The 25713-nt window shown below is 61.8% G+C and carries 21 protein-coding genes and 1 pseudogene; 10 read left to right on the top strand and 12 right to left on the bottom strand.

The features are described from left to right. Positions 1 to 120: 120 nt before the first annotated feature. The 7 genes from ACVWXD_RS07880 to ACVWXD_RS07850 all read left to right on the top strand — a co-directional run bounded on the left by ACVWXD_RS07880 (position 121) and on the right by ACVWXD_RS07850 (position 7628). Positions 121 to 732: a cysteine dioxygenase family protein gene (locus ACVWXD_RS07880; protein ID WP_032886597.1), complete on the top strand. Its 612-nt coding sequence runs from the start codon at positions 121 to 123 to the stop codon at positions 730 to 732. Beyond that, on the top strand, positions 729 to 2312 hold the full coding sequence (locus ACVWXD_RS07875) for a rhodanese homology domain-containing protein (RefSeq protein WP_457370833.1): 1584 nt from the start codon (positions 729 to 731) through the stop codon (positions 2310 to 2312). The genes ACVWXD_RS07880 and ACVWXD_RS07875 overlap by 4 nt, the downstream gene beginning before the upstream one ends. A gap of 101 nt (positions 2313 to 2413) precedes the next feature. Then, positions 2414 to 3388, top strand: a complete 975-nt coding sequence (locus tag ACVWXD_RS07870; protein ID WP_032886599.1) for an ABC transporter substrate-binding protein — start codon at positions 2414 to 2416, stop codon at positions 3386 to 3388. Between the two features lie 11 nt (positions 3389 to 3399). Further along, positions 3400 to 4758 (top strand): LLM class flavin-dependent oxidoreductase, encoded by a 1359-nt coding sequence (locus ACVWXD_RS07865; protein ID WP_179178841.1) that lies wholly within the window; start codon positions 3400 to 3402, stop codon positions 4756 to 4758. Beyond that, on the top strand, positions 4755 to 5438 hold the full coding sequence (locus ACVWXD_RS07860; protein ID WP_447096729.1) for a peroxiredoxin-like family protein: 684 nt from the start codon (positions 4755 to 4757) through the stop codon (positions 5436 to 5438). Before ACVWXD_RS07865 ends, ACVWXD_RS07860 begins: the two co-directional genes overlap by 4 nt. 76 nt (positions 5439 to 5514) lie before the next feature. Then, on the top strand, positions 5515 to 6684 hold the full coding sequence (locus tag ACVWXD_RS07855; RefSeq protein WP_032886603.1) for an acyl-CoA dehydrogenase family protein: 1170 nt from the start codon (positions 5515 to 5517) through the stop codon (positions 6682 to 6684). Continuing rightward, positions 6681 to 7628: a D-isomer specific 2-hydroxyacid dehydrogenase family protein gene (locus tag ACVWXD_RS07850; RefSeq protein ID WP_181644186.1), complete on the top strand. Its 948-nt coding sequence runs from the start codon at positions 6681 to 6683 to the stop codon at positions 7626 to 7628. Before ACVWXD_RS07855 ends, ACVWXD_RS07850 begins: the two co-directional genes overlap by 4 nt. Before the next feature lie 1051 nt (positions 7629 to 8679). Here the strand turns inward: ACVWXD_RS07850 and ACVWXD_RS07845 are convergent. The 5 genes from ACVWXD_RS07845 to ACVWXD_RS07825 all read right to left on the bottom strand — a co-directional run bounded on the left by ACVWXD_RS07845 (position 8680) and on the right by ACVWXD_RS07825 (position 15173). Beyond that, positions 8680 to 9453: a TonB family protein gene (locus ACVWXD_RS07845; RefSeq protein ID WP_260368076.1), complete on the bottom strand. Its 774-nt coding sequence runs from the start codon at positions 9451 to 9453 to the stop codon at positions 8680 to 8682. Beyond that, entirely contained in the window at positions 9450 to 9896 is a 447-nt protein-coding gene (gene tolR / locus ACVWXD_RS07840) for a protein TolR (protein ID WP_032889397.1), read from the bottom strand. The genes ACVWXD_RS07845 and tolR overlap by 4 nt, the downstream gene beginning before the upstream one ends. A gap of 14 nt (positions 9897 to 9910) precedes the next feature. Further along, positions 9911 to 10603, bottom strand: coding sequence for a protein TolQ (tolQ, locus tag ACVWXD_RS07835; protein ID WP_032889400.1), 693 nt, complete (start codon positions 10601 to 10603; stop codon positions 9911 to 9913). Between the two features lie 46 nt (positions 10604 to 10649). Next, on the bottom strand, positions 10650 to 12515 hold the full coding sequence (locus tag ACVWXD_RS07830; RefSeq protein ID WP_032889402.1) for a phytase: 1866 nt from the start codon (positions 12513 to 12515) through the stop codon (positions 10650 to 10652). Between the two features lie 144 nt (positions 12516 to 12659). Continuing rightward, complete coding sequence (locus ACVWXD_RS07825) at positions 12660 to 15173, bottom strand: TonB-dependent receptor (RefSeq protein WP_122764163.1); 2514 nt, start codon at positions 15171 to 15173, stop codon at positions 12660 to 12662. 382 nt (positions 15174 to 15555) lie between these two features. Here ACVWXD_RS07825 and ACVWXD_RS07820 point away from each other — a divergent pair, with 382 nt between their 5' ends. Together ACVWXD_RS07820 and ACVWXD_RS07815 are read left to right on the top strand one after the other, a co-directional pair. Continuing rightward, a complete protein-coding gene (locus ACVWXD_RS07820) occupies positions 15556 to 16470 on the top strand; it encodes a GGDEF domain-containing protein (protein ID WP_181644183.1) in 915 nt (304 codons plus the stop codon). A gap of 1 nt (position 16471) precedes the next feature. Continuing rightward, positions 16472 to 17509, top strand: a complete 1038-nt coding sequence (locus tag ACVWXD_RS07815) for an AraC family transcriptional regulator ligand-binding domain-containing protein (protein WP_457370832.1) — start codon at positions 16472 to 16474, stop codon at positions 17507 to 17509. On the opposite strand, the gene ACVWXD_RS07810 is transcribed toward ACVWXD_RS07815, so the two are convergent. From ACVWXD_RS07810 to ACVWXD_RS07785, 6 genes are all read right to left on the bottom strand, one after another. Continuing rightward, entirely contained in the window at positions 17496 to 18377 is an 882-nt protein-coding gene (locus ACVWXD_RS07810; protein ID WP_095184514.1) for a LysR family transcriptional regulator, read from the bottom strand. The genes ACVWXD_RS07815 and ACVWXD_RS07810 overlap by 14 nt on opposite strands. Before the next feature lie 179 nt (positions 18378 to 18556). After that, positions 18557 to 19174, bottom strand: a complete 618-nt coding sequence (gene ycaC / locus ACVWXD_RS07805; RefSeq protein ID WP_032889415.1) for an isochorismate family cysteine hydrolase YcaC — start codon at positions 19172 to 19174, stop codon at positions 18557 to 18559. Positions 19175 to 19194: 20 nt separating this feature from the next. After that, the gene (locus ACVWXD_RS07800; RefSeq protein WP_181639940.1) at positions 19195 to 21033 is read right to left on the bottom strand and encodes an amidohydrolase; all 1839 of its coding nucleotides are present in this window, start codon (positions 21031 to 21033) and stop codon (positions 19195 to 19197) included. Further along, positions 21030 to 21620 carry an antibiotic biosynthesis monooxygenase gene (locus ACVWXD_RS07795; RefSeq protein WP_032889421.1) on the bottom strand — a complete coding sequence of 197 codons (591 nt, stop codon included), beginning with the start codon at positions 21618 to 21620 and terminating at the stop codon, positions 21030 to 21032. The genes ACVWXD_RS07800 and ACVWXD_RS07795 overlap by 4 nt, the downstream gene beginning before the upstream one ends. A gap of 88 nt (positions 21621 to 21708) precedes the next feature. Further along, on the bottom strand, positions 21709 to 22296 hold the full coding sequence (locus ACVWXD_RS07790; protein WP_032889423.1) for an NUDIX domain-containing protein: 588 nt from the start codon (positions 22294 to 22296) through the stop codon (positions 21709 to 21711). 35 nt (positions 22297 to 22331) lie between these two features. After that, complete coding sequence (locus ACVWXD_RS07785) at positions 22332 to 23177, bottom strand: SDR family NAD(P)-dependent oxidoreductase (RefSeq protein ID WP_032889425.1); 846 nt, start codon at positions 23175 to 23177, stop codon at positions 22332 to 22334. A 162-nt stretch (positions 23178 to 23339) separates the two neighbouring features. Between ACVWXD_RS07785 and ACVWXD_RS07780 the strand changes: the two are divergent. Further along, positions 23340 to 24267: pseudogene (locus tag ACVWXD_RS07780) on the top strand (alpha/beta hydrolase). A 192-nt stretch (positions 24268 to 24459) separates the two neighbouring features. On the opposite strand, the gene ACVWXD_RS07775 reads toward ACVWXD_RS07780, so the two are convergent. Next, positions 24460 to 25620: an alpha-hydroxy acid oxidase gene (locus tag ACVWXD_RS07775; protein WP_032889430.1), complete on the bottom strand. Its 1161-nt coding sequence runs from the start codon at positions 25618 to 25620 to the stop codon at positions 24460 to 24462. Positions 25621 to 25713: the final 93 nt, after the last annotated feature.

Here is a 25713-nt window from a genome sequence, read left to right as displayed (position 1 = left end):
TAACGCTATACATGCCGGTTCTAAATTACCTTCAGCTATAAGCTAATCATTAAAAAATAGCATATTAACTATAAACATTATGCTTAGATAAACCCATCAACACCGACTGATGGAATTGCCATGACCCAGGCCCGACACCCCGAGAGACTCAGAGCCTTCATTGGCGCCCTGGCGGAACTGATCGACGGCAATCCGCGCGAAGGCGACCTGTTGCACCGTGGCGGCAAGCTGCTCGCGCAACTGGTCAGCCATGATGACTGGCTCCCCGACGAATTCGCCCAACCCAACCCCGAGCGCTACCAGCAATTTTTGCTGCACGCCGATTCGCGCCAGCGCTTCAGCGTCGTCAGTTTTGTCTGGGGTCCGGGGCAGACCACGCCGATTCATGACCACCGGGTGTGGGGGCTGATCGGCATGTTGCGCGGCGCGGAGTTTTCCCAAGGGTTTGAACGCGCCCCCGACGGCAGCCTGGTCGCCGAAGGCAAGCCTATTAAGCTGGTGCCGGGCCAGGTCGAAGCCGTATCGCCCAAGGTCGGCGACATTCATCAGGTCAGCAACGCCCACAGCGACCAAGTGTCCATCAGCATTCACGTGTACGGCGCCAATATCGGTGCGGTACGCCGTGCGGTGTACCAGCCCGACGGCAGCGAGAAACTGTTTATCTCCGGTTATTCCAACGCCTTCCTCCCGAACATCTGGGATTTGTCCAAAGAAAAGAGCCCTGCCCTATGAGCACCGTACCGACCCGCAATTTCGCCCAGATTCGCCAGGCCCTGTTGGACCATGCAGAAGTCGCCCTGATCGACGTGCGCGAAGAAGCGCCGTTTGCTGAATCCCACCCGCTGTTCGCGGCGAATATCCCGCTGTCCAAGCTGGAGCTGGAGGTGTATTCGCGCATTCCACGGCGTGATACCCAGGTCACCGTCTACGACAACGGCGAAGGTCTGGCCAGCCGCGCCGCCGAGCGCCTGATTGCATTGGGCTACACCCAAGTCAGCCTGCTCGAAGGGGGCCTCAATGGCTGGCGTAGCGCCGGTGGCGAGCTGTTTATTGACGTGAACGTGCCGAGCAAAGCCTTTGGCGAACTGGTAGAGAGCGAGCGTCACACGCCGTCCCTGGCCGCCGAAGAAGTGCAGGCCCTGCTCGACAGCCACGCCGACGTGGTGGTGCTCGACGCCCGCCGCTTCGACGAATACCAAACCATGAGCATTCCCACCAGCATCAGCGTGCCCGGTGCCGAACTGGTGCTGCGCGCCCGTGAACTGGCGCCGGATCCGGCCACGCGCATTATCGTCAACTGCGCCGGACGCACCCGCAGCATCATCGGTACCCAGTCGCTGATCAATGCGGGCGTGGCCAACCCGGTATCCGCACTGCGCAATGGCACCATCGGCTGGACCCTGGCCGGGCAAACACTCGCCCACGGCCAGGCGAGACGCTTTGCCCCAACCTCGGAAGAACATCGCCAGGTCGCCGCCATCGAGGCACGCCGCGTCGCCGACAAAGTCCGCGTTGGCCGTGCCACCCTTGACGATCTGCACGCCTGGCAGCAGGAAACCACTCGCACCACCTACCTGTTCGATGTGCGCACCCCGGAAGAATTCGAAGCCGGTCACCTGCCCGGCGCTCGCTCCACCCCCGGCGGCCAATTGGTCCAGGAAACCGATCACGTGGCCAGCGTACGCGGCGCACGCCTGGTGCTGGCGGATGACGACGGCGTGCGCGCCAACATGTCCGCGTCCTGGCTCGCCCAACTGGGCTGGGACGTGCACGTGCTGGACGGCCTGCAAGCGGCGCACTTCAGCGAAAAAGGCGTCTGGGTCGCCCCGGTGCCCACGCCGCCCCAAGCCGAACTGATCAGCCCCCACACCCTCGCCGACTGGCTGGCCCACGGCGACACCGTGGTGCTGGACTTCACCGCCAGCGCCAACTACGTCAAACGCCACATCCCCGGCGCCTGGTGGGCCCTGCGCGCGCAACTGCCCCAGGCCCTCGCCAAAGTGCCGACCGCCGAGCGCTACGTGCTGACCTGCGGCAGCAGCCAACTGGCGCGCCTGGCGGTGGCTGAAGTCGAAGCCATCACCGGCAAGCAAGTGTTCCTGCTGGAAGACGGCACGGCAGGCTGGATCAACGCGAAATTGCCCCTGGAAGAAGGCGAAACCCACCTGGCCTCACCACGGATCGACCGCTACCGCCGTCCGTACGAAGGCACTGACAACCCCAAGGAAGCCATGCAGGCATATCTGGATTGGGAGTTCGGTTTGGTTGCCCAGTTGGCCCGTGATGGGACCCATGGGTTCTACGTGATCTGATCATCTAACACACCTGCCTCTGAATGGGGGCAGGCTTCACCGACCCCTTTCCAGGCGGAGGTAACCCACACCTTTTTTGATCTGCCTGGAGCCTCTATCCCATGGTCTTTACCACCCCCTTCAAGCGCCTGTTCCTGGGTACTGCCCTGGCCCTTGGCCTGGCCACCAGCGCCCACGCCGCCGACCTGCAACCACTGCGGGTGGCCAATCAGAAATCGACGATCAAGACGCTGCTGGAAGTGTCCGGCGAAACCAAAGACGTGCCCTATGCCATCCAGTGGTCGGAGTTCCCCTCCGCCTCGCCCCTGGGCGAAGCCCTGAATGCCGGCGCGGTGGATGTCGGTGCCTTGGGCGATGCGCCTTACGTGTTCGCGCTGGGTGCCGGGGCGTCCTTAAAAGTGGTCAGCATCATCCACGCCGAAGGACGCAACACCACCGCGCTGCTGGTACCCAAGGACTCGCCAATCAAGACGGCCGCCGACCTCAAGGGTAAGAAAATCGTCACCGGGCGTGGCTCCATCGGGCATTACCTGGCGATCAAGGCGTTGGCCAGCGCGGGCCTGACCAGCCAGGATGTGCAGTTCATCTTCTTGTTGCCCGCCGAATCCCGCTTGGTGCTGGATAACGGCACCGCCGATGCCTGGGCGACCTGGGACCCTTACACCACCGTGGTGACCTCCCAAAGCCAGGCGCGAATCATCGCCAGTGGCAACACGCTGTTGAGCAACCACCTGTACCTCGCGGCCACCAGCCAGGCCATTGCCGACAAGCGCACGCAGCTGGACGACTTTGTCGCCCGCGTCGATCGCGCCTACGCCTGGGCCAATACGCACCCCAACGAATACGCCGCCGCCCAGACCAAAATCACCGGCCTGCCACTGGCCGTGCATGTGGCGGTGGCCAAGGAAACCCGTCTGAGCCCGGTATTGATCGACGACAGCGTGATCAGTGGCCTGCAAACCACCGCCGACACCTACCAAAAAGAAGGCCTGCTGACCAAACACATCGACGTGTCACAGGGCTTCGACAAAAGCTTTAACGCCAAGCGTGCCCCCAACAACCAAGTCTCGCGCTGAAGGAACAGAACATGAGCCAGCCACGTCAACTAAAACCACGCCATTTAAAACTGGGTGCCATGGTCCACGGTGTCGGCCACGGCTGGGGCGAATGGCGCCACCCGCAGGCACAACCGAATGCCAGTACGAATTTCGGCTTCTACAAGCAGCAGACTGAACTGGCCGAAGCTGCCAAATTCGACTTTGTGTTCATCGCCGATAGCCTGCATATACACGCCAAATCCAGCCCCCATTACCTCAACCGTTTCGAGCCGCTGACGATCTTGTCAGCCCTCGCGGCATTGACCACCCATATCGGCCTGGTCGCCACCGTGACCGTCAGCTACACCGAGCCGTACCAAGTGGCGCGTCAGTTCGCGTCTCTGGACCATATCAGCGGCGGCCGCGCCGGATGGAACGTGGTCACCTCGTGGCTCAGCGGCACCGCCGATAACTTCGGCAAGGCCGAGCACCCGCCCCATGCCGTGCGCTACCGCATCGCCAAGGAACACCTGAACGTAGTCAAGGGCCTGTGGGATTCCTGGGAGGACGACGCCTTTGCCTACAACAAGCAAAGCGGCGAGTTTTTCACCCCGGACAAGCTTCACGCGTTGAACCACAAGGGCGAGTTTTTCTCGGTCAAAGGCCCGCTGAACATTGCGCGTTCGCGCCAGGGCCAGCCCGCAATTTTCCAGGCCGGCACCTCGGAAGACGGGCGTAACTTTGCCGCCGAACATTCCGATGCGATTTTTGTGCATGTGGAAAGCATCGAAGAAGGCCTGGCCTACTCCCAGGACCTCAAACGCCGTGCCAAAGGCTTTGGCCGCGATGCCGACAGCCTGTCGATCCTGCCGGGCATCCGCCCGATTGTCGGGCGCGACGAGGCCGAAGTGGAAAGCCGCTACCAGCAGGCCGTGGAGCTGGTCACCGTGGAAGACGCCATCGTCGCCCTCGGCCGCCCGTTCAACGACCACGATTTCAGTAAATACCCCCTGGACGAACCCTTCCCGGAACTCGGCGACCTGGGCTCCAACAGCCAGAAAGGCGGCTCCGATCGCATCAAGCAACTGGCCAAGGACGAAGGCCTCACGCTGCGTGAAGTGGCCCTGCGGTTCTCGCGGCCCAAGCGTGATTTTGTCGGCACCCCTGAGCAAGTCGCTGATGCGATCCAGACCTGGTTCGAGCGCGGCGCCAGCGATGGCTTCATCGTCAACTCGGTGCTGCCGGATGGCTTGCAGTACTTCACCGAACTGGTGGTGCCGGTGCTGCAACAGCGCGGCCTGTTCCGCACCGAATACACCGGGCAGACCCTGCGCGACAACCTGGGCCTGGACGTACCGGTCAACCGCTACAGCGTCGAGGTGCAAGCGCCGCAGGAGGCATTGGCATGAGCGAATCCCTTAACCGTCAGTTGGCGGCGCTGCACGCCGAGCGTGTAGCGACCTGGGCCCCGGCGGCGTTGCAAGTCAATATCGACCAGCGCCAGCGCCTGGTGGATGAAGCGCGGGTAGACGACTACGTGCAGGTGGGTGATGAGCTCGACCCGTTTACCTTGCTCAACGTCGAAGGCGGCGAACTCAACCGCGAGCTGCTGTTGGCAGACGGCCCGGCGGTGCTGATCTTCTTCCGTTTTGCCGGCTGCCCGGCGTGCAACATCGCCCTGCCCTATTACGAGCGCCAGCTGTACCCACGCCTGCGCGAATTGGGTGTACCGCTGGTAGCGATCAGCCCGCAAGTGCCGGAACGCCTGGTGGAAATCAAGACCCACCACGCGCTGCAACTGCTGGTCGCCAGCGACCCGGATAACAACCTCGGGCGGCGCTTGGGGATTCTCTACAGCTTCGATGAAGCCTCGCGTAACGCGGCATTGGCCAAGGGCAGTCACATCGGTGAAACCACCGGTACGGGGACCTGGGAGTTGCCCCAACCGACCGTCGTGGTGATTGCCCAGGACGGCACGGTCGCGTTCGTAGACGTTAGCCCGGATTGGCTGGTACGTACCGAAGCCGAGCCGGTGGTGCAGGTGGTGGAGCGCTTGTTGGGCCAACAGCCTGTGCGCCTCGCCATCTAAGCCAAAAATCCTCTGTGGGAGGGGCAAGTCGAATCGTCGCGCCGCCCCTCCCACATTTTTGACCGAGTACATTCTTATGACCCAACCGTCTCTACGCTCCGTGGAAGTCGCCAATTTCGAAGCCTTGCTCGAACGCCTCACCACCGAGCTGGCCAGTACCGCGCCGCAGTACGATGACAGTGGCGCCTTCCCCCACGCCAACTTCCAGCTATTGCATGAACACGGCCTGGTCGCCCTCACCGTGCCCAAAACCCTGGGCGGCGGCGGTGCCAGCCTGCCTCAGGCGCGCAAGGCGATTAGTGCGATTGCCAAGGGCGAGCCGTCCACCGCGCTGATCCTGGTGATGCAATACCTGCAACACACACGCCTGCAAGACAGCAAAACCTGGCCCCAGCACCTGCGCGTGAAAGTCGCCGAAGACGCAGTGCGTAACGGTGCGCTGATCAACGCCCTGCGCGTCGAGCCCGACCTCGGCACCCCGGCCCGTGGCGGCCTGCCCGCGACCACTGCGGTGCGCACCGCCGAAGGCTGGCGCATCAGTGGGCGCAAGATCTACTCCACCGGCAGCCATGGCCTGAGCTGGTTCAGCGTGTGGGCGCGCAGTGACGACGCCGACCCGCTGGTGGGCGCCTGGCTGGTGCCCAAGGACAGCCCCGGCGTGAGCATCATCGACACCTGGGACCACCTCGGCATGCGCGCCACCTGCAGCCATGAAGTGGTGCTCGACAACGTGCTGGTGCCGCTGGACCACGCCGTCAGTGTCAGCCCTTGGAGCGCACCGCAGCCGGAGTTGGATGCGGAGGGTTTCCTGTGGATGTCGGTGCTGCTCTCGTCGGTGTACGACGCCGTGGCCCAGGCCGCGCGGGACTGGCTGGTGAACTGGCTGGAAGAACGCACGCCGTCCAACCTCGGTGCGGCGTTGTCGACCTTGCCGCGCTTTCAGGAAACCGTCGGGCATATCGACACCCTGCTGTTCGCCAACCGCAGCCTGCTCGACGCCGCCGCCGACGGCCACACCCCGGCCGCCAACGCCGCACAGTTGAAGTACCTGGTCACCCACAACGCTATTCGCGCGGTGGAACTGGCCATTGAGGCTTCCGGCAACCCTGGCCTGTCGCGCCATAGCCCGCTGCAACGCCACTACCGCGATGTGCTGTGCAGTCGCGTACATACCCCCCAGAACGATGCAGTGCTGCAAGGCGTCGGTAAAGCCGTGTTCGCCCAACGCCAGAAGGAACGCACATGACTCACGTGATTATTGCCAGCCAGTTGGACGAAGACTACAACGACGTGATCCGCGCTCGCCTGCGCACGGTCCACCCCGAAGCCCAGGTGATCGGCGTTCCGGTGGGCGTGCCAAGCGACCTGCCGCCCCAGGCGAATATCCTGTTGCTGCGTCCGATCAACGTGCGCGGCTACACCGCCCCGGAGACCCCGCCGCCAGGCTGGCCCTACGGCGCGCAATGGGTGCACTTGGTCTCATCGGGCATCGACTTCTACCCGCAATGGCTGTTCAACGGCCCGCCGGTGACCACCTCCCGGGGCAGCGCCGCCGACAACCTGGCCGAGTTCGCCCTGGCGGCGATCTTTGCCGCGTCCAAGCATTTGCCGGATATCTGGGTGAAGGATTCACAGTGGAATTTCACCCCGCTGCGTCCGCTCAAGGGCACCACATTGGGGATTCTCGGCTTTGGTGCGATTGGCGAACGCCTGGCGCAGAAGGCTCACGCGCTGGGAATCAAGGTGGTTGCGCTGCGCCAAAGCCCGACACCGTTCGGGATCGACGGGGTCGAGGCGGCCAGGGACATCCACGACCTGTTCGCCCGCGCCGACCACCTGGTGCTGGCGGCACCGCTGACCGAGGCTACGCGCCATATCGTCGATCGGGACGTGTTGGGCAGCGCCAAGCCGGGGCTGCATTTGATCAACATTGCGCGCGGCGGGTTGGTGGATCAGGAGGCGCTGCTGGAAGCGCTGGATAACGGGCAAATCGGCCTGGCATCGCTCGACGTGACCGAGCCGGAACCGTTGCCGGATGGGCACCCGTTGTATACGCATCCGAGGGTGAGGTTGTCGCCGCATACGTCGGCGATATCGACCGATAGCCGTAATGAGATTGCTGATACGTTTTTGGCGAACCTGGAGCGTTATGTTTTGGGTGTGGAATTGGTGAATCTGGCTAATGGGTGATGCCGTTTGAAGGTGGGGGTTGTTTGGATTGCGGTTTTTTGGTGTACATATCCGTTTATGCGGTAACGGCGGGTATTGGTTCCGCCCTTACGGCGGGTCACTTTGGAAAAGCCCCAAAGTAACCAAAGGGCTCTTGCCCCAACACTCGGCACCTCGCCTAGGCTCGGTGTGCCCGCACTCCGGCTTGAATCCGTGGGCCGCCGCGATGGGCCATCCATGGCCCAGCGTGGCTAACCCGGCGTCCTGCCGGGTTACCCACGGATTCAAGCCTGCGTTCGGCCAGCGTGTTTGACGGGGCGCCTGAGATCAAGATCAAAAGCGCAGATCAAAAGACCGCTGACTTCGTCAGCGAAAAGGATGTAAGAGCCAAATCAAAAGCAGATCTAAAGCAGATCTAAAGCAGATCTAAAGCAGATCTAAAGCAGATCTAAAGCAGATCTAAAGCAGATCAAAAACAGATCAAAAACAGATCAAAAACAGATCAAAAACAGAGCAAAAGCAGGACAGCAGGCTAGGACCTATCTGTCTGATCTATGGAGATCAAACTGTGGGAGGGGGCTTGCTCCCGATAGCAGTGGGTCAGTCACAACTGCATCAACTGACACCCCCTCATCGGGAGCAAGCCCCCTCCCACATTTGGACGGAGTTGGAGCTGAGAACCCGGTCGGCTCTAAGGCCGCCGCGGCCTTGCTTTTGATCTGAAATCGCCCCGTCAACCACGATGGCCGGAATCCGACGTTGATTTGGGGGGTAAACCGGCAGGGATGCCGGTTTAGCCGCCCTGCGCCATGGATGGCGCGTGGCGGCGGCCCCCCAAATCAATGTCGGATTACGGGCATGCCGAGCCTAGGCGAGGCACCGAGTGGTGGGGCGAAGGCCTTTTGGTTACTTTTGTGCCTTTACAAAAGTGACCCGCTGTAAGAGCGGAACCACAGGCGGCCGTTACCGCAGCAACGGATATGCACTCGATCCCATCCAACATCCTGGTCAACTAAACACCACCTGCGGTAAACCAAGCTCACCACAACAGCAGCATTGCCAACCGAACGGATCATTTGATGCGGTAGTGAAAGGTATTCCTCACAGCCGGGACCACAACAGCCTTGCCATCAACGATCCTTGGCTGATAGCGGAAGGTGTTCGCCGCCGCCAGTGAAGGACGCATGAACAACGGGTGGCAGCCGTCCAACACCTTGGGATTTTCCACGCGGCCTTGAGTGTTGACGCTGTACTCCAGGGTGCAATCGCCTTCGATGTTCTTGTCCAAAGCACGCTCTGGGTAATCCGGCGCTTCCTTGCTCAGAGGCTGGTATTGGCGGCTGTCAAAGGCCGGTGCCGCTGCAGGCGCAGGTGTGGCGAGGCGGGCTTTTTCCGCAGCCAATCGCTCCTGGGCCTGGCGCTGTAGTTCCAGCTCGCGGGTGCGTTGTTCGGTGGCCAGGCGTTCCTGTTGTTGCTCGATTTTCTTTTCTTCGACGCGTTTACGCGCCAGGGCGGCTTTCTCCAGTTTTTGCGCCTGGATTCGGGGGTCGACCGCAGGTTTCACTGGTACCGGAATCACCACCGGCTCCGGCGGCGCAGGTGCCGGTGCAGCAACCACCGGTTCTGGTACTGCCACCGGCGCAGGCGGCAGCATGACCAACTGCGTGTGCATCACCCGAGGTGCCTCCACCATCGGTTTTTCCGTCGACCAGCCCACCATCAACGCCGCCAACACGCCCACGTGCAGCGCCACCGCCAGGCTGGCGGCGAAGCTGTTTCGCCACACGCCGGAGGTATCCCTGGGTTCCATCACAAGCGTCGGACTGTGCATGATCATCGCCGTCATTGCGGGGCCTCGGTCACCAGCCCCAGGTTGCTGACACCGCCTTTTTGCAACACCGCCATGGCTGCAACCACACGTCCGTAGCCGGCGTTGTCGTCGGCGCGGATGTAGACCTGGGTGTCGCTGCGTGCCGCCACCACCTGCATGACCTTGGCGCCCATTTCGTCCAGGCTCACGGCGCTGTCGGTCTGGTGCTGGGTGTCGAGCTCGCCGCCGAGGTTCCAGTAGTAGCCGCCATCGGCCTTTACCGACAGCGTCAGGATCTGCTGGCGGGTATCGGTGGCCAGCGCCTCGGCGGCGACCTTGGGCAGCTCGATCTTCACGCCCTGGGTCAGCATTGGCGCGGTGACCATGAAGATCACCAGCAGCACCAGCATCACGTCGATATACGGCACCACGTTCATTTCGGCCTTGGGCCCGTGCTTGCGTTGCGGCCTGACTAACATGGGAGTTGCTCCTTTCAGGCGGCCACGGCCAGGTTGATCGGCGCACCGCGCAGGGTGCGGTGCAGGCGCACTTGCAGCTCATTGCCAAACGCGTAGTAACGGGTGAGCAGCGTCTGGCCACGCGCCGCGAAGCGGTTATAGGCGATCACCGCCGGGATGGCTGCAAACAGGCCGATGGCTGTGGCGATCAGCGCTTCGGCAATGCCCGGCGCCACTGTCGACAACGTGGCCTGTTGCACTTGGGACAAACCGATAAAGGAATTCATGATCCCCCACACCGTGCCAAACAAACCGATGTACGGGCTGACTGAACCCACGGTCGCGAGAAATTGCAGGCCCTTTTCCAGTTCGATTTCCTGCTCGGTGATCGCCACCTGCAAGGCCCGCTCAACACCTTCGAGCACCGCAGGGTCATGGCTGTGCAGGTGCTGGTATTCCTGGACGCCGGCAATAAAGATCGGCGCAATCCCGCCCTCGCCCGCCTGCACGGTTTCGCGGTACAGCGGTTGCAAGTCCGACGCTGCGCGAAAGCGCTGCACGAAGCCATTCAACTGGCGCTCCAGGCGGCGCAGTACGCTGCCGCGCTGGATGATCAGGTACCAGCTGAGCAACGACGCCAGCAGCAAGGTGATCATGACCGCCTTGACCAACAGGCTGGCGTCACTGATAAGGCCCCAGATCGTCATATGTTCCATCGTCGCGTGCATGGTGATGTCCTATTCGATTAAAAAGTGATGACGGGGTGATGACGGTTCACGGCAATTTCAGCGCACGGGTCACGTCAGCCCACGGTACGAATTTAAAATTCTGGGTTTGCTCGGGCATGCGCTTGCGGCCGTCCTGCACCACCAGCATGCCTTGGCTCCAAGGCCCGCCCAGGTTGATGGCGGTGACCTCCAAGCCATCGGTTTCCGAGGCGCCGTCGATACCGGCGGCGGCATTAAGGCCGACGCGAAACCCACCGTGAATCGCAAACGGCGGCTCGGCATCCACCACCAGGTAGCTGTCGTTGCCTTGGCTTGAGATCACCAAATAGTCGCGTTTGTCGCTCTGATACAGCGCCAGGCCCTCGACGTCCGCGTGCAACTGCGGGCCGACCTTGATCACGCTAGTGAGGGTGGCCGGTTGATCGGCACGAGCGTCCACCGCCCACACCCCCACGTCTTCTTCGCCGATAAACAAGCGCTGGCGCTGGTCGTCGGCCACGCAGCCTTCAGGCTGGCTGTCGACCTTGAACTGGCGCACCAGCTCACCTTGCACACGGCCATCCGGGGCGCTCAGGCGGTATTGCAGGAAGGTGCCGTCCTTGCCGTTGGCGATGGCATAGATCTCGCCGCTGGCGGGCTGATACAGGCAGATGCCATAGATTTCCTTGAGCGGCGTAGGCACTTCACCGGCTTCGCGCAACTCGCCGCTCTGACGGTCGATGCTGAATACGCTGAGGCTGTTGTGATCACGATTGCTGGCGACGGCCAGATCCACGGTCTGGGCGCCCAGCTTGAAGTTGGGGCGGACGTCGACGTTGTTCAGGCGTCCGACCGCCAATTCCTGCAACAGCTTGCCGTCAAGGTCATAGGCCAACAGGCCTTGTTTTTTATTGGTGCCAAGCACGCGGCTTTTGGCCGGGGTGTCGGGGTGAATCCAGATCGCCGGATCATCCGCCGCATCACCCTGGCGGCCGACTGGGTCGGTTTGGCGCACGGCGGCGACTTCCGGCAGTACAGGATCGGCCGCTACAGGCTTGGCCTGCCAGTTGAGCTTGCCCTGGTAGAGCGTGCCGCTGTCGTCGTCGCGTACCAGCAGCTGTTGGCCGTTGACGCTCAATTGCTCGGGTTCTTTCAGGCCAGGCAAGCTCAGGCTCGGCTGTTCCACCCAGCGCTCGCCCGTCCTTTGGAACAGGTGAAGTTGCGCAGTCTTTGGATCGAGCGCGACCACGCCACCCGGCACCAGGGCGACGGCACCGGCTTCACGCTTGGGATTATCGAACACCGCCACCGGGGTGCGTTTCACGTCCGCTTCCGGGTGCGCCGGGTAGGCCCACCAGCCGACATTTTCTTCATTGACTATCAGTTGATTCGTCCCGTCGTCCACCTGGCAGAACTGCGCCGATGGTGGCAGCGGCAAACCGCGCACACGCTGGGGTTCAGTCAGCAGCGTCGCGCCATTGCCCACCAACCATTGCTCGCCCTTGCCCTCCTCACCCACCAAAAACACAAACAGGTTGGCCGCTGAATCGCGGTACAGGCACAGGCCGTTCACCGGGTAATCGCGGGCCGGCAGGTACAGCGGTTTGCCCCAGGTTTTGCTGGCGGCGTCGAGGGTGATCAACAGCGCTTGTTGACGATCATTGTCGAGGCTGGCGACCAGTACCTGGGCGCCTGCGGTGCGGGTGTCGAGGCTGCTGAAGTTGCCTTTGAACCGGGTCAGTTCAGTGCCTTTGGCGTCGAGCAGTTGCAGGCCGTCGCGGGTGCTGGCGGCCAGGCGCTCGGGGGTGCTGGGGAGGAAAGCCACTGCTTCGGCGTTCAGGGATGTCGCCCAAGGCGTCAGGGTCAGGTCGGCAGCCAGTGCATGAGTGCAGGTCAACACCGATATCAGCAAGTACAACGTGGAGATTCTCATGTACAAACAAATCCTTCGAAAACAATGGAGTTCCCATGTGGGAGGGGTCTTGCTCCCGATGAGGGTGTGTCAGTCAGCAGATGTATTCACTGAACCACCGCTATCGGGAGCAAGCGCCCTCCTACATTGGAATCGAGGTGTGAGTTAGAAATGGGTGAAGGTCAGGCCGAGCTTGTAGGTCGGGCCGTACTCTTCGTATTGGCCGTTGTAGCTGCGGTGGCCGGTGTAGACGAAGTACGACTCATCGGTGAGGTTCTGGGCCTCGAAGCTGACTTGCAGGTTCTTGGTCAGCGAGTAGCGCGCGCTGAAATCGACGAAGGTCTGCGCGTCCACATGCAGGTCGTGGGCCTTGTCGTTGATCGAGGCCAGTTCATACAGGTAGGCCGATTTGTAGTTGGCCGACAGGCGCAGGCTGAGCTTGTCGTCTTCCCAACCGAGCATCAGGTTGCCGACGGTGTCCGATTGGTTCGGCAGGCTGATGTTGCGTTTGCGGTTCGTGCCGCTGGCGGCGTCGAAGCCTTCGATATCCGCGCTGGAGCGGCTGAAGGTGCTGTTGGCGCCGATCAGCAGACCGTTCCAGGGCGCGGGCAGCCAGTCGAATTTCTGCGAGTAGGCCAGTTCCAGGCCATAGAGCTTGGCGCTGTCGCCGTTGGCGTAGGTGTGGGCCTCGGAGAAGTTGGTCCAGGCGCCGGTGCCGGCCACGTCGGTGTTGTAAACGAAGTTCTTGATGTCTTTGTAAAACACGAACGCTGAGACGGTGCCGGCGCGGCCCATGAAGTGCTCGATGCCAAGGTCGAGGTTGCTCGATTCCAGGGGCTTGAGGTCCGGGTTGCCAAAGGTGGCTTCGTCATCGTCGATCACAAAACCCGGCGCCAGTTGGCCGAAGGTCGGGCGCACCACGGACTTGGTCCAGGCCGCGCGCACCTGGGTGTTTTTGTCGATCTGGTAGCGCGCATGCAGGCCCGGCAGCCAGTGGTGATACTGGCGCTTGGTCTCGGTGGCAGTGAACACGCCATCGGTGGCGCCGGTACCCTTGGCTTCGAACTCGGTGCCTTCGTAGCGCAGGCCGGCGATAAAGCGCCAGTCGTCGATGTCGATGGTGTTCATCAGGTAGCCGGCGTTGATGTCTTCGCGAATGGTGAAGTCGTTGACCCGGGACTCGGTCTCGTCATAAAAGTCCGCCGCATTGAGGCTGCCGATCAGTTGCTTGATGCCGCTGGCGCTGATGCCTGGCCCGTAGTTGCCCAAGCGATAGTCGACACTGCCCTTCTGGAACTGGGTCAGGTTGAGCTGGTCGGCGGTGTAGCCAAGGGTGTCGAAGTCCTTATAGACCCAGGCCTCCAGGTCATTGTCCTTATTACGGCGACTCACCTTGCCACCGAATTTGACCTGGGACGCATAGCCGCTCAGGTCGTAGTCGCGGGCCAGGTCCAGGCGCAGGTTTTTCTCGGTGTCCTTGGTGTTCTGTTTTTCCCAATCAACTTTGTCGAGCGTGAAGTTGCTTGGGTCGTAGAAACCGGCACCGATGATTGGCCGTGGCTTGTCCTTGTCGTAGAAACCGCTGTTGGCAAAGTCGCCGCCGTCGAAGGTGGCTCCGGCGATGTGCGCCGGGCTGTCTTCGCTCGATTGGCTGTAGCCGGCCTGACCGCTGAGGGTCCACAGGCCAAGCATGCGCTCACCGCCGAACACGTAGGACTGGATTTCCTGGGTTTCCTCACGGTTCTTCAGCTTGCGCTTGGCTTCAGCGTCGCCCAGTTCACCAGCGGCTTGGGGGTCGGCAAATTCAATGCTGGTGGAGTTGCGGGTTTCGGTGTCTTTGTAGCGGCTGTAGAGGGTGCGCAGGTAGTAGCTGCTGAGGTCATCGGGCTTGTAGTCGAAGTTCAGTCCACCGCCGGCGCGTTCGCGGCTGATGTCGTAGTCGCGCTGTTCGAATTCGTTGAGTTTGGCGCCGTCGGTGAAGTCCCAGGCACCGCCGGTTTCGACGTTGTCCGAGCCAAAATCACGCTTCTGCCAGCTTAGGGCTGCGGCTACGCCAAAGTTGTCGATGCCGTCGCCGAGGCTGAAACGGTTGCTCGCCGCGCCGGAGAATTTGGGGCTGGTCTGACTCGTATTCTTGTCGTAACTGGCCTCGGTACTGCCGGTGTAGAACAGGCCTTTGTGGTCGAAGGCCGACAAGCTCTGCACGTCGACGGTGCCACCGAGGGAGTTGGCGTCCATGTCCGGGGTGAGGGTCTTGATCACCGACAGCGACTGCACCAGTTCTGAAGGCAGCACATCGAGGGCCACGGCGCGGCGCGCGCTTTCCGGGGCGGGCACCAGGGTGCCGTTGATGGTTACGCTGTTGAGGTCCGGGCCGAGGCCACGCACGCTGACAAATCGCCCTTCGCCCTGATCGCGCTCGACGCTGATGCCGGGCAAACGCTGTACCGCTTCTGCGACGTTTTCATCCGGCAACTGGGCCACGCCGTCGGCATGCACCACGCTTTTGATGCTGTCAGAGCTGCGCTGCTCTTTAAGCGCTTGATCGATGGCAGCGGCCTGGCCGACCACTTCGACATGCTCGGTGGTGGTGGCCTCGGCGGCGCTCAACCGTTCGCTGGCAATCGCCAGGGCCAAGGCGGTGAGCGTGAAGCTGACGAGCCCGGTGCGCTTGTACATGAAATCCTCCCCAAGAATCCGTTGGCGCCAGGCAAATGGCCCGGCAACTGGGAGGGCAAGCTAGGGGTGGGGGATGACGGTTCTGTGACAGGGGTCGGCGCGAAGCCCCGTAAACCGGGGGTTTTGCCCGAACCGGGACGTGGAATGAGCTGATATGACCTGTGGAGATCCCCTGTGGGAGGGGGCTTGCCCCCGATAGCGATTGGTCAGCTGGCCTATCTGTTGACTGATACACCGCCATCGGGAGCAAGCCCCCTCCCACATTTTCTGATCTCCAGTGTGTTTGAGGTGAGCTGATTCGACCCTCCCACGCCGTCATCCAACCGTCACATCCATCTGCTGTGCTGGCGCCCATCGCTCATTCGCCCAAGGACCCGCGGCCATGTTTTCCGTGCTCAAACCTCATCGCTGGAAACTCGCACTCTTGCTCATTGCCGCCAACGCCGGGCTGATCCTGCACCTGGCCTGCGGCGAGTTGAAAAGCGTCAGCGAGTGGGTCTGGCTGGATATTTTCGGCGAAGGCGGTTCCGCCCTGCTCGCCCTGGTGTGGCTGGGCCTGGTGCTTAAAAGCCGCCCCGCCGGGCGCGTCACCAATTACCTGGCGCTGGGGCTGTCGTGCATCTTCTTTTCGTGGTGGATCGACAGCCTCGATGAGTTTATCCGCCTGCCTGACAGCATCACCTGGGACCACTGGCTGGAATCCGGCCCGATGCCAGTGGGCATGATTCTGCTGACCATCGGTATCTACCACTGGCACCGCGAACAACTGGCGATCAGCGCGCAGATGGAAAAGCGCGAACGGCTGTTTCGCGAGCACCGCCTGTTCGACAAACTCACGCCCCTGGCCGGTGCCGACTACCTCAAGCGCCAATTGGCCGACAGCCTGCACGACAGCCGCGAACAGCAACAACCGCTGTCACTGCTGGCACTGGACCTGGACAACTTCGCCGCCATTAACCAGGCCTACGGGCATGTCGAAGGTGACGCCGTGCTCCAGGCCCTCAGCCATTTGTTGTTACTCAATCTGCGCCGCCAGGACTTGCTTTGTCGACTGGCCGGTGACCGCTTTGTGGTGCTGCTGCCCAACACCGGCGAGCGCCAGGCCAAAGAGCTCGCGCTGGAGTTGCAGCAAGCGGTACATGGCCTGGCCCACAAAACCCGGCAACAGGGCGAACGCCTGCAACTGGCGGCGACCACAGCGGTAGTAATGGCCCTGGACGAGCCGCCCCAGGACTTGCTCAAGCGCCTGAACCTGGCGTTGGCCAGGGCCAAGCAACCTCTCGCGAAAAGCGCCTGAGATGGCGGTGAAAACCAACTGGTATGAGGCCGACAGCCGCTTCATACCAGGGCACAACCAACCGGCCACGCTGATTGACCTGGCACTGTCCCGTGACATCGACAGCCATCGTTTGCTGCGCGGCACCGGGCTGTTCCATGAGGACATCCTGGCCGGAACGGCGCGCTTGAGCCCGCAGCAGTTCCTGGCACTGATCGGTAACAGTCGAAAGCTGCTGGATGCCGACGACAGCAGTTTTCTGTTGGGCCAGCGCTTGCTGCTCGGCTATTACGGCGCAGCCAGCCATGCCTTGGGCCATGCACAGAATCTGCATCAGGCGCTGGAGATCCTTATTCAGCAACAGGTGCTGCTCAGCCCGTTGGTCACCCTGCAAGTGGAGCTGGATGAGCACCACGCCTACCTGTATTGGCTGGACAGTTGCGGTGCTGGCGAGCAGTGGCGGTTTCTGCTGGAAGCGAGCATGACGTCGCTGGTTGCCATGAGCCAATGGCTCAGCGGCGAGCGTCTGCCGTGGGTGTGCAGTTTCAGCCATGCCGAGCCGCGTTATGTCGAGCAGTATTGGGTGCATCTGGGCGAAGAGACGCGCTTCGAGCGCCCGCTGGACATGATGTGCATCCCCCGCGAACACCTCACCCGCGCCTGGCCCGGGGCTTCGGCTACCGCCGGCCAGGTCGCGCGCCAGCAGGCTCGCGAACAGATCGAACATTTGGGCTTTGCCGGCAGTTTTCTCGATTGCCTCTACGACTATTTGCGCGAGCAGGTGCGCCAACCGCCGAGCCTGGAACAGGCGGCCCAGGCCTTCGCCATGAGTCCGGCGACCCTCAAGCGCAAACTGCACAAACACCACACCGGCTTTCAGCAGCAAGTGGACCGGGTACGCAAACAGGTGGCGCTGCACCTGTACCAGGTCAAGGGCTACAGCAATGATGAAGTGGCGGCGTACCTGAACTTCAATGATGCGGCGAACTTTAGACGCTCATTCAAGCGCTGGACTGGCAGCACCCCGAACCTGATCCGCCAGTTGTTCAACAGCCGCTAGCCAGGCGCTCGCGCAGGAACTCCACCAACGCCTGCACCGGCCGCGAGCTTTGCCGATGTTGGGGATAGACCGCCGACAAGGTCAGGGCTTCGGGGGCGAAGTCGTCGAGAATGGTGATCAGGCGACCGTCCTTCAACGCGTCGCCAACGATAAAGGTCGGCAGATAAGTGACGCCCAGCCCGGCGATGGCGGTGTCACGCAACAGCTCACCGTTATTCACGCGCATGCGACCGCTGACATTCAGCGCCTGCACCTTGCCCTTGAAGCGCCATTGAACTTGACGGCCATGGCCGTAAGGCAGGCAGTCGTGTTGAGCCAGATCATCGGGTTGCAAGGGTGTGCCGCGCAGAGCCAGGTAGTCGGGGCTGGCGCAATACACCCGCTGGATGCTGGCGATACGGCGGGCGATCAGGGTGGAGTCTTCCAGGGTGCCGATGCGCAACACCAGGTCGTAGCCTTCGCCGATCAGGTCCACGGGGCGATCGCTGAGGTCGACCTCCACCGACACTTGGGGATGGCGCTGCAAAAACAACGGTAACAGGCAACCCAGGTGCGCCATGGCAAACGACAACGGCGCACTGAGGCGAATGGTGCCGCGCGGTTCGCTGTTCTGGCCGGCGATGCCCTGCTCCACTTGCTCGACTTCACCGAGCAGGCGCAAGGCGGATTCGTAGTAGCTCTGGCCCAGGGGCGTGACATCCAGCCGGCGCGTCGAGCGGTTGAGCAGGCGCACGCCGAGGCGATCTTCCAGCTGGATCAGGCGGCGGCTGACGAATTGCTTGGACAGGCCCAATTGTTCGGCGGCAGCGGTGAAGCTGCCGGATTCCATGACCTGGCAAAACAGGCGCATGTCTTCGAAGGGGTTCATTGTCGCTTCTCGGTGGACGATGGGCTGATTTATAACTGGATGGTCGCAACACCACAAATCAAATGTGGGAGGGGGCTTGCTCCCGATTGCGGTGTGTCAGTCTCAATAGCTTTGACTGAGGCACCGCTATCGGGGGCAAGCCCCCTCCCACATTGATCACCTACAGGCTTGAAAACCGGTTACTTGGCAGTAAACGCCGAGTAGCTGTTCATCAGGTTGCGGTAGTTGGGGATGCGCGGCGACAGCAGGTTGGCCAGGCCTTCCATGTCGTTGCGCCAGTCCACTTGCAGCTCGCAGGCCACGGAGAACCAGTTCACCAGCTGGGCGCCGGCGGCGGTCATGCGCGCCCAGGCGGCTTGTTGCACGGTTTCATTGAAGGTCCCGGAAGCATCGGTGACGACGAACACTTCGAAGCCTTCAGCGAGGGCACACAGGGTCGGGAACGCTACGCACACGTCCGTCACTACACCGGCAATGATGATCTGCTTGCGGCCGGTGGCCTTGACCGCCTTGACGAAATCTTCGTTGTCCCACGCGTTGATCTGGCCAGGACGGGCGATGTACGGCGCGTCCGGGAACAGTGCCTTGAGTTCTGGCACCAATGGGCCGTTAGGACCGCCTTCAAAACTGGTGGTCAGGATGGTCGGCAGGTTGAAGAACTTCGCCACGTCGGCCAGGGCCAGTACGTTGTTCTTGAATTCATTGGGGGAGAAATCCTGTACCAGGGAGATCAGGCCCGTCTGGTGGTCGACCAACAGTACGACGGCGTCATCTTTGTTCAAGCGCTTGTAAGTCATGGGTTAACTCCTTGGGGGGTTTAAAAGGCAAAACACGAGCAGCCGAACGCACCCCAGAAACCCTGGAAGTCGCTGACCGGCACGCTGGAAAGACGGGCTTTCTCATGGCTGTGGGAATGCACGCCGCACGGGCCGCTGCATTGGTGTACTTGAGCTTGCAAAGGCGAATTTGGACGCCAGTGACCAGGCACCTTGACCACCGGCGACCAGTCCGGCAGCACCGGCACGCGCGGCGGTGCGTAGTCTTCGAAGTCGCCGGCGCCGTACACGACCTTGCCGCCCACCACGGTGAGCACTGACTCGATCCACTTGATGGCTTCTTCATCGACACTGAAGAAGTCCGCTGACAGCGCGGCGACGTCCGCCAATTGGCCGACCTTGATCTGGCCTTTCTTGCCCTGCTCGGACGAGAACCAGGCGCTGCCATGGGTGAACAGCTCCAGCGCGGTGAGGCGCGGCAGACCTTCGGCGTGCAGTTCCAGGCCGCCGACGGTACGGCCGCTGACCATCCAGTACAGCGAGGTCCAAGGGTTGTAGCTCGACACCCGTGTGGCGTCGGTGCCCGCCCCTACCGGCACGCCTTCGGCGAGCATGCGCTTGATCGGCGGCGTGGCTTCGGCAGCCTTGGCACCGTAGCGCTCGACAAAATACTCACCCTGGAACGCCATGCGGTCCTGGATCGCAATGCCGCCGCCGAGGGCTCGAACGCGCTCGATATTTTTCGGGGTGATGGTCTCGGCGTGGTCGAAAAACCACGGCAGCCCATTGAACGGGATGTCGCGGTTGACCTTTTCGAACACGTCGAGCATGCGCGAGATGGACTCGTCATAGGTGGCATGCAAGCGGAACGGCCAGCGTTGTTCCACCAGGTGGCGCACCACCGGTTCCAGCTCCTGCTCCATGGTCAGGGGCAGATCCGGGCGCGGCTCCAGGAAGTCTTCAAAGTCCGCCGCCGAGAACACCAGCATCTCGCCGGCGCCGTTATGGCGCAGGTAGTCATCGCCCTGATGCAGGGTGACGCTGCCGGTCCAGTTCTTGAAGTCGCTGAGTTCTTCCTTGGGCTTCTGGGTGAACAGGTTGTAGGCGATGCGCACCGTCAGCTGTTCGTCCTTGGCCAGTTGCTCGATCACCGCGTAGTCATCGGGGTAGTTCTGGAAACCGCCGCCAGCGTCGATGGCGCTGGTGAGGCCCAGGCGATTGAGTTCACGCATGAACTGGCGCGTGGAGTTGACCTGGTATTCCAGCGGCAGTTTCGGGCCCTTGGCCAGGGTCGAATACAGAATCATCGCGTTGGGCCGCGCCACCAGCATGCCGGTGGGGTTGCCGTTGCTGTCGCGCACGATCTCGCCGCCCGGCGGGTTCGGCGTGTCTTTGGTGTAGCCGGCCACGCGCAGGGCGGCGCGGTTGAGCAAGGCGCGGTCATACAGGTGCAGCACAAACACCGGCGTGTCCGGCGCGGCCTGGTTGAGCTCTTCCAGGGTCGGCATGCGTTTTTCGGCGAACTGGAATTCGTTCCAGCCGCCCACCACGCGCACCCATTGCGGCGTGGGCGTGCGGTCGGCCTGGTCCTTGAGCATGCGCAGTGCATCGGCCAGGGACGGCACGCCTTCCCAGCGTAGTTCGAGGTTGTAGTTCAGCCCGCCACGGATCAGGTGCAGGTGGGAGTCATTGAGGCCGGGAATCACGGTGCGGCCCTTGAGGTCGATGACCTGGGTGCCGCTGCCACGCAGGGCCATGGCCTCGCCATCGGTGCCGACGGCGACAAAGCGGCCCTGGCTGATGGCGACGGCGGTTGCGCGCGGGTTTTCACGGTCCACGGTGTGGAACTGGCCATTGAACAGAATCAGATCGGCGTTCATAGGGTTTCCTTTACAGAGGCTTCAAGCCAGGGTGCGAACAGGCGGGTAGCCGCCGGCATCAGCAGGTACACCACCAGCAGCACGATGGTCAGGGTGACCAGGAAGGTGGAGACCACGTAGTTGGACAGGAACGGGTGCAGACGCAGGATGGGCCCCCAGATAAACGGCAACAGCAAGGTCTGCGGCAAAATCACAAACAGGCTGACGACCGCCTGTTTCCAGCGCGGCGGCTTGGCGGCGCTGTCGGCCAGGGGCGCGAACCAGAATTCGTTGACCGCACCGATCTCGGTCTTGTCGCCATCGGCCAGCATCGGCGAGGCTTCGACAATCAGGGTTTTACGCTCGGGGGAGTCGAGCCAGGTTTCCAGGTCGTCGGTGGAGCGGTAGCGCAATACGCAAGTGAATAGCGCCAGGTTGTTCTGTTTGCTGCGCACCACGTCGACACCCAAGTGCCCTGGGCGCTCGCCGGCGATGCGCACGATGCGGCGCAGCCAGGCTTCGTAGTTGGCTTCCTGGCCTTGCTTGATCAAGTGTTTGACGACCAGGGTGACGACTTCGTCGGGTCCCGTCTGTGGTGCTGGGTCCATGGTGTGCCCCTCTGCCTTGAAATGTCAGCGATGAGGGGAGTTTGCCGCGGATGGGAGGTGGGAAAATTGGATGTACGTGCTGTTTAAGTCACCAGCCTTCTTTCAACATACGCAACTCCAGGTGCTGCAGCAGCATGATGGTCTTGCCGTCGGCGATCTCGCCGCTCTGCACCATCGCCAGGGCCTGCTCGAAGCCCAGTTCCAGCACCTCGATGTCCTCGCCCTCCTCTTCCAGGCCACCGCCACCACTGACCCGATCCCCCGGCTGGTATTCGCCGATAAAAAAGTGAATCCGCTCAGTGACCGAGCCTGGGCTCATGAACGCCGCGTAGACCTTCTCAACCTGCCCCACGCGATAACCGGTCTCTTCCTCGGCCTCCAGGCGAATACGCTCCTCGGGGCTGGCATTGTCCAGCAAGCCCGCCGCCGCTTCGATCAGATAACCGTGGTAGTCATTGACGAAGGTGGGCATGCGGAACTGGCGAATCAGCAACACGGTGCGTTGCGCGCGGTTGTACAGCAGGATGGTCGCGCCATTGCCTCGGTCGTACACCTCGCGGGTCTGAGCTTGCCAACTGCCGTCGCGACGACGCAGGTCGAAGCTGTATTTTTTCAGCAGGTACCAGTTGTCCGAGAGGGTCTCTTCGGCGGTGATGCGAACGGGGCTGTTGTCCATGGTCGGGCTCTTTGTTCCAAGGAGTAATCGGGGGTTCACGCTTGTTTGATGCGAGGCCACGCTGCCGCGACTTCTTCAGCACTGCCGGCGTTGATCCGCGCCAGGTTGCGCGGGTAGTCCACCCCGGGATTCTCAGTGAAGCGCGTTGCGGTGAATTGACCGTTGCTGGCCCGCAGGATGTAGCCCGTGTCCTCGCACAGCGTGGAGGCGAGAAACAATACCCCCGGGGTTACCCAATCCGGCTTGAGTTCGTCAGGTTCCTCGGTCACGCCCCACATCCGCGTCTTGGCCACCGGCGAGATCGCATTGACCCGGATGCCGGCCTCGGCACCCTCATGGCTCAGCGCGTTCATGATCCCCAGTTGCGCCATCTTGCCAGCGCTATAGGCCACCAGGCCGGTCTGCTCGTATTGTGCGTACATGGCGCGGTCGGACGTGGTGAGGATAATCCGTGGCGCGGTTGAGCGCAGAAGGTGCGGCCACGCGTGCTTGCACAGCCAAAGTGGCGCGTAGAGGTTGATGTCCATGGCCCGCTGCAGGAACGCGGCATCCAGGTCTTGGATGTTCTGGTAACCCACCCAACCGGCGTTGTGAATAAGGATATCGAGTTGACCGAATGCCTCGATGGCGTACGCAACCAGTTGCTGACAGCCCTCGTTGGTGGACAAGTCACCGCCATGTCCGATCACCGCGAGCCCTTCGGCCTGCAAGGCTTCTGCCGCCGCCTGGACCACCGAGGCATCGTTGCCGGCGCCCACCTTGTCGGCGCCGATATCGCTGATCACCACCCGGGCACCGCCCAGGGCCAGTGCCCGTGCATAACTGAGTCCCAACCCCCGCGCACCGCCGGTGACGATGGCGGTTTTACCTGTGAAATCCATGTGCTTGCTCTCCTGTTCGGCCGCCTACCCTAACAACCGGTGTACGGGTTGTTCAATGCTGTAACACTTTGCAAGCAATCGCCGTGGGCGGCCGTCGAATTTATACCTGCCTGTGTAGGCCATCTGGTAAAACCCCAGCTTCACCTTTGTTCAGGAATCTTCATGCCCTCTCGTTTTCTATCGCGCCTGAGCCTGCGCTGGTTGCCCCTGCTGTGCATGGCGTTGTTGATCGTCGGCCTGCCGGTGGGGGTGCAGCGTGCTGCAACACAAGGAGCGCGAACTGGTGTTTCGCATCGAACCGGGCACCGCCAGTTGGTACAGCGGCTTGCCCAAGGCGGTGCAGGAATTTGAACTCAAGCCCGCCAGTTTTAAGTCGGGGCAGAACATTCATGGTTGGTGGTACCCGGCGGACAAAAAGGACGCGCCAGCGATCCTCTACCTGCATGGCGTACGCTGGAACCTCACCGGGCAATTGTTCCGCATCGAGCAATTGCATGCCCTCGGCTATTCGGTTCTGGCCATCGACTATCGCGGCTTTGGCCAAAGCCGCGGCGAGCTGCCGTCGGAAACCACCGTGTACGAAGATGCGCGTATCGCCTGGGAACGTTTCCAAGTGCTGCAACCCGACCCGAGCAAGCGCCTGATCTACGGGCATTCCCTCGGTGGCGCGGTCGCCATCGACCTGGCTGCCGAACTGGGCAAGCAAACGCCTCGGCCGGTGCGCGGCCTGGTGATCGAATCCACCTTTACCTCCCTGGCAGACGTGGCGACGGCGGTGGCCAACACGTCGTTGCCGGTGCGCTGGTTGCTGTCGCAAAAGTTTGATTCTATCGACAAGATTGCCGACATCCATATGCCGTTGCTGGTGGTGCATGGCCTCGACGACCGCTACGTGCCGCCGCGCTTCAGCCAACAATTGTTTGAAGCTGCCCAGGAACCCAAGCGGCTGTTGCTGGTGCCCGGCGCCAGCCATAACAACAGCATGAGTCTGGCCGGTCGCAGTTATCGCCAGGCTCTCGACAACTTGATGCAGACCAAGATGCCCGCACACGCTGTCACGCACTCCGCGGAGCGCAAGGGCGAGTCATAAAACAGCTTTTCGACACTGGGTTCGCGCTTGGCTGTCAAGCGCAAACCCTGCCCATACTGGGCCTCGCTGAAAGTTGATCAAATATTGACCGCGGCCTAAATCGCCATACCCGCCGGGGTCTTGCAAAGTTATCCACAGAGATACCCACGGTTTTCGTGGACAACTCTTTTCGTATTTTTACGATTTTTTTGCTCAAACAATGCTTTCGGGAAAGGTCCCCGGCAGCAAAATCTCACGGTTCACATCGCGTATATCGTTATAGCCACACAGCGCCATCGACACGTCCAATTCACGGGCGATGATGTCAAGTGCCTTGGTCACGCCCGCCTCACCCATCGCACCCAAACCATACAAATGCGCACGACCGATCATGGTGCCTTTAGCGCCGAGCGCCATCGCCTTGAGTACGTCCTGGCCGGAACGAATACCGCCATCGAGCCACACCTCGATACGCTCGCCTACCGCATCGACAATCGCCGGCAACTGGCTGATGCTCGACGGCGCGCCGTCCAACTGACGGCCACCGTGGTTACTCACCACCAAGGCATCCGCACCGGAATCAGCCGCCAGGCGTGCGTCTTCGACATCGAGGATGCCCTTGATGATCAACTTGCCGCCCCAGCATTTCTTGATCCACGCCACATCGTCCCAGCTCAGTCGCGGGTCGAATTGCTGGGCGGTCCAGGACGACAGCGAACTCATGTCCGCCACACCCTTCACATGCCCAACGATATTGCCGAAACCGCGCCGTTGGGTGCCGAGCATGCCCATCACCCAACGCGGTTTGGTCGCCATATTGAGGATATTCGGCAGGGTCAGTTTGGGCGGCGCAGACAGGCCGTTGATCAGGTCCTTGTGCCGTTGCCCCAGGATCTGCAAGTCCAGGGTCAGCACCAGCGCATCTACGCCAGCGGCCTTGGCGCGTTCGATCAGTTGCTCGACGAAGCCACGATCACGCATCACATACAGCTGGAACCAGAACGGCTGGCCCACCTGTTCAGCGATGTCTTCAAGGGAGCAGATGCTCATGGTCGACAAGGTGTAGCGCAGGCCGAACCTGGCGGCAGCGCGGGCGGTGAGAATCTCGCCATCGGCATGCTGCATACCCGCAAGGCCGGTGGGAGCCAGGGCCACGGGCATGGCCATGTCCTGGCCGATCATAGCGGTGCGGATCGAGCGCTCATCAATGTTGCGCGCCACCCGCTGGCGGAATTTGATCCGGGCAAAATCGCTTTCATTCGCCCGGTAGGTGCTCTCAGTCCAGGAGCCGGAATCGGCATAATCGTAGAACATCCTTGGGACACGTTTTTGCGCCAGCTTGCGTAAATCTTCGATGGTTGTGATCAACGACATCTAGGTCACCTCTCCCTGAACTGAGCGCAGAGAGTAGCCGCACCACGGTCGCTCAACCAGTGATTGCGTTTATATCTACGGGCGACTAATCTC

The organism is Pseudomonas sp. TE3911 (genome assembly GCF_054062775.1).
The sequence above is the reverse complement of the archived record's forward strand: the minus strand, read 5'-3'. Positions and strand labels throughout refer to the sequence as shown.

Excerpts from the sequence above, each read along its gene's own strand:
- ACVWXD_RS07880 (WP_032886597.1), top strand. The coding sequence starts at position 121 with ATGACCCAGGCCCGACACCCCGAGAGACTCAGAGCCTTCATTGGCGCC.
- ACVWXD_RS07875 (WP_457370833.1), top strand. The coding sequence starts at position 729 with ATGAGCACCGTACCGACCCGCAATTTCGCCCAGATTCGCCAGGCCCTG.
- ACVWXD_RS07870 (WP_032886599.1), top strand. The coding sequence starts at position 2,414 with ATGGTCTTTACCACCCCCTTCAAGCGCCTGTTCCTGGGTACTGCCCTG.
- ACVWXD_RS07865 (WP_179178841.1), top strand. The coding sequence starts at position 3,400 with ATGAGCCAGCCACGTCAACTAAAACCACGCCATTTAAAACTGGGTGCC.
- ACVWXD_RS07860 (WP_447096729.1), top strand. The coding sequence starts at position 4,755 with ATGAGCGAATCCCTTAACCGTCAGTTGGCGGCGCTGCACGCCGAGCGT.
- ACVWXD_RS07855 (WP_032886603.1), top strand. The coding sequence starts at position 5,515 with ATGACCCAACCGTCTCTACGCTCCGTGGAAGTCGCCAATTTCGAAGCC.
- ACVWXD_RS07850 (WP_181644186.1), top strand. The coding sequence starts at position 6,681 with ATGACTCACGTGATTATTGCCAGCCAGTTGGACGAAGACTACAACGAC.
- ACVWXD_RS07845 (WP_260368076.1), bottom strand. The coding sequence starts at position 9,453 with ATGACGGCGATGATCATGCACAGTCCGACGCTTGTGATGGAACCCAGG.
- tolR (WP_032889397.1), bottom strand. The coding sequence starts at position 9,896 with ATGTTAGTCAGGCCGCAACGCAAGCACGGGCCCAAGGCCGAAATGAAC.
- tolQ (WP_032889400.1), bottom strand. The coding sequence starts at position 10,603 with ATGCACGCGACGATGGAACATATGACGATCTGGGGCCTTATCAGTGAC.
- ACVWXD_RS07830 (WP_032889402.1), bottom strand. The coding sequence starts at position 12,515 with ATGAGAATCTCCACGTTGTACTTGCTGATATCGGTGTTGACCTGCACT.
- ACVWXD_RS07825 (WP_122764163.1), bottom strand. The coding sequence starts at position 15,173 with ATGTACAAGCGCACCGGGCTCGTCAGCTTCACGCTCACCGCCTTGGCC.
- ACVWXD_RS07820 (WP_181644183.1), top strand. The coding sequence starts at position 15,556 with ATGTTTTCCGTGCTCAAACCTCATCGCTGGAAACTCGCACTCTTGCTC.
- ACVWXD_RS07815 (WP_457370832.1), top strand. The coding sequence starts at position 16,472 with ATGGCGGTGAAAACCAACTGGTATGAGGCCGACAGCCGCTTCATACCA.
- ACVWXD_RS07810 (WP_095184514.1), bottom strand. The coding sequence starts at position 18,377 with ATGAACCCCTTCGAAGACATGCGCCTGTTTTGCCAGGTCATGGAATCC.
- ycaC (WP_032889415.1), bottom strand. The coding sequence starts at position 19,174 with ATGACTTACAAGCGCTTGAACAAAGATGACGCCGTCGTACTGTTGGTC.
- ACVWXD_RS07800 (WP_181639940.1), bottom strand. The coding sequence starts at position 21,033 with ATGAACGCCGATCTGATTCTGTTCAATGGCCAGTTCCACACCGTGGAC.
- ACVWXD_RS07795 (WP_032889421.1), bottom strand. The coding sequence starts at position 21,620 with ATGGACCCAGCACCACAGACGGGACCCGACGAAGTCGTCACCCTGGTC.
- ACVWXD_RS07790 (WP_032889423.1), bottom strand. The coding sequence starts at position 22,296 with ATGGACAACAGCCCCGTTCGCATCACCGCCGAAGAGACCCTCTCGGAC.
- ACVWXD_RS07785 (WP_032889425.1), bottom strand. The coding sequence starts at position 23,177 with ATGGATTTCACAGGTAAAACCGCCATCGTCACCGGCGGTGCGCGGGGG.
- ACVWXD_RS07775 (WP_032889430.1), bottom strand. The coding sequence starts at position 25,620 with ATGTCGTTGATCACAACCATCGAAGATTTACGCAAGCTGGCGCAAAAA.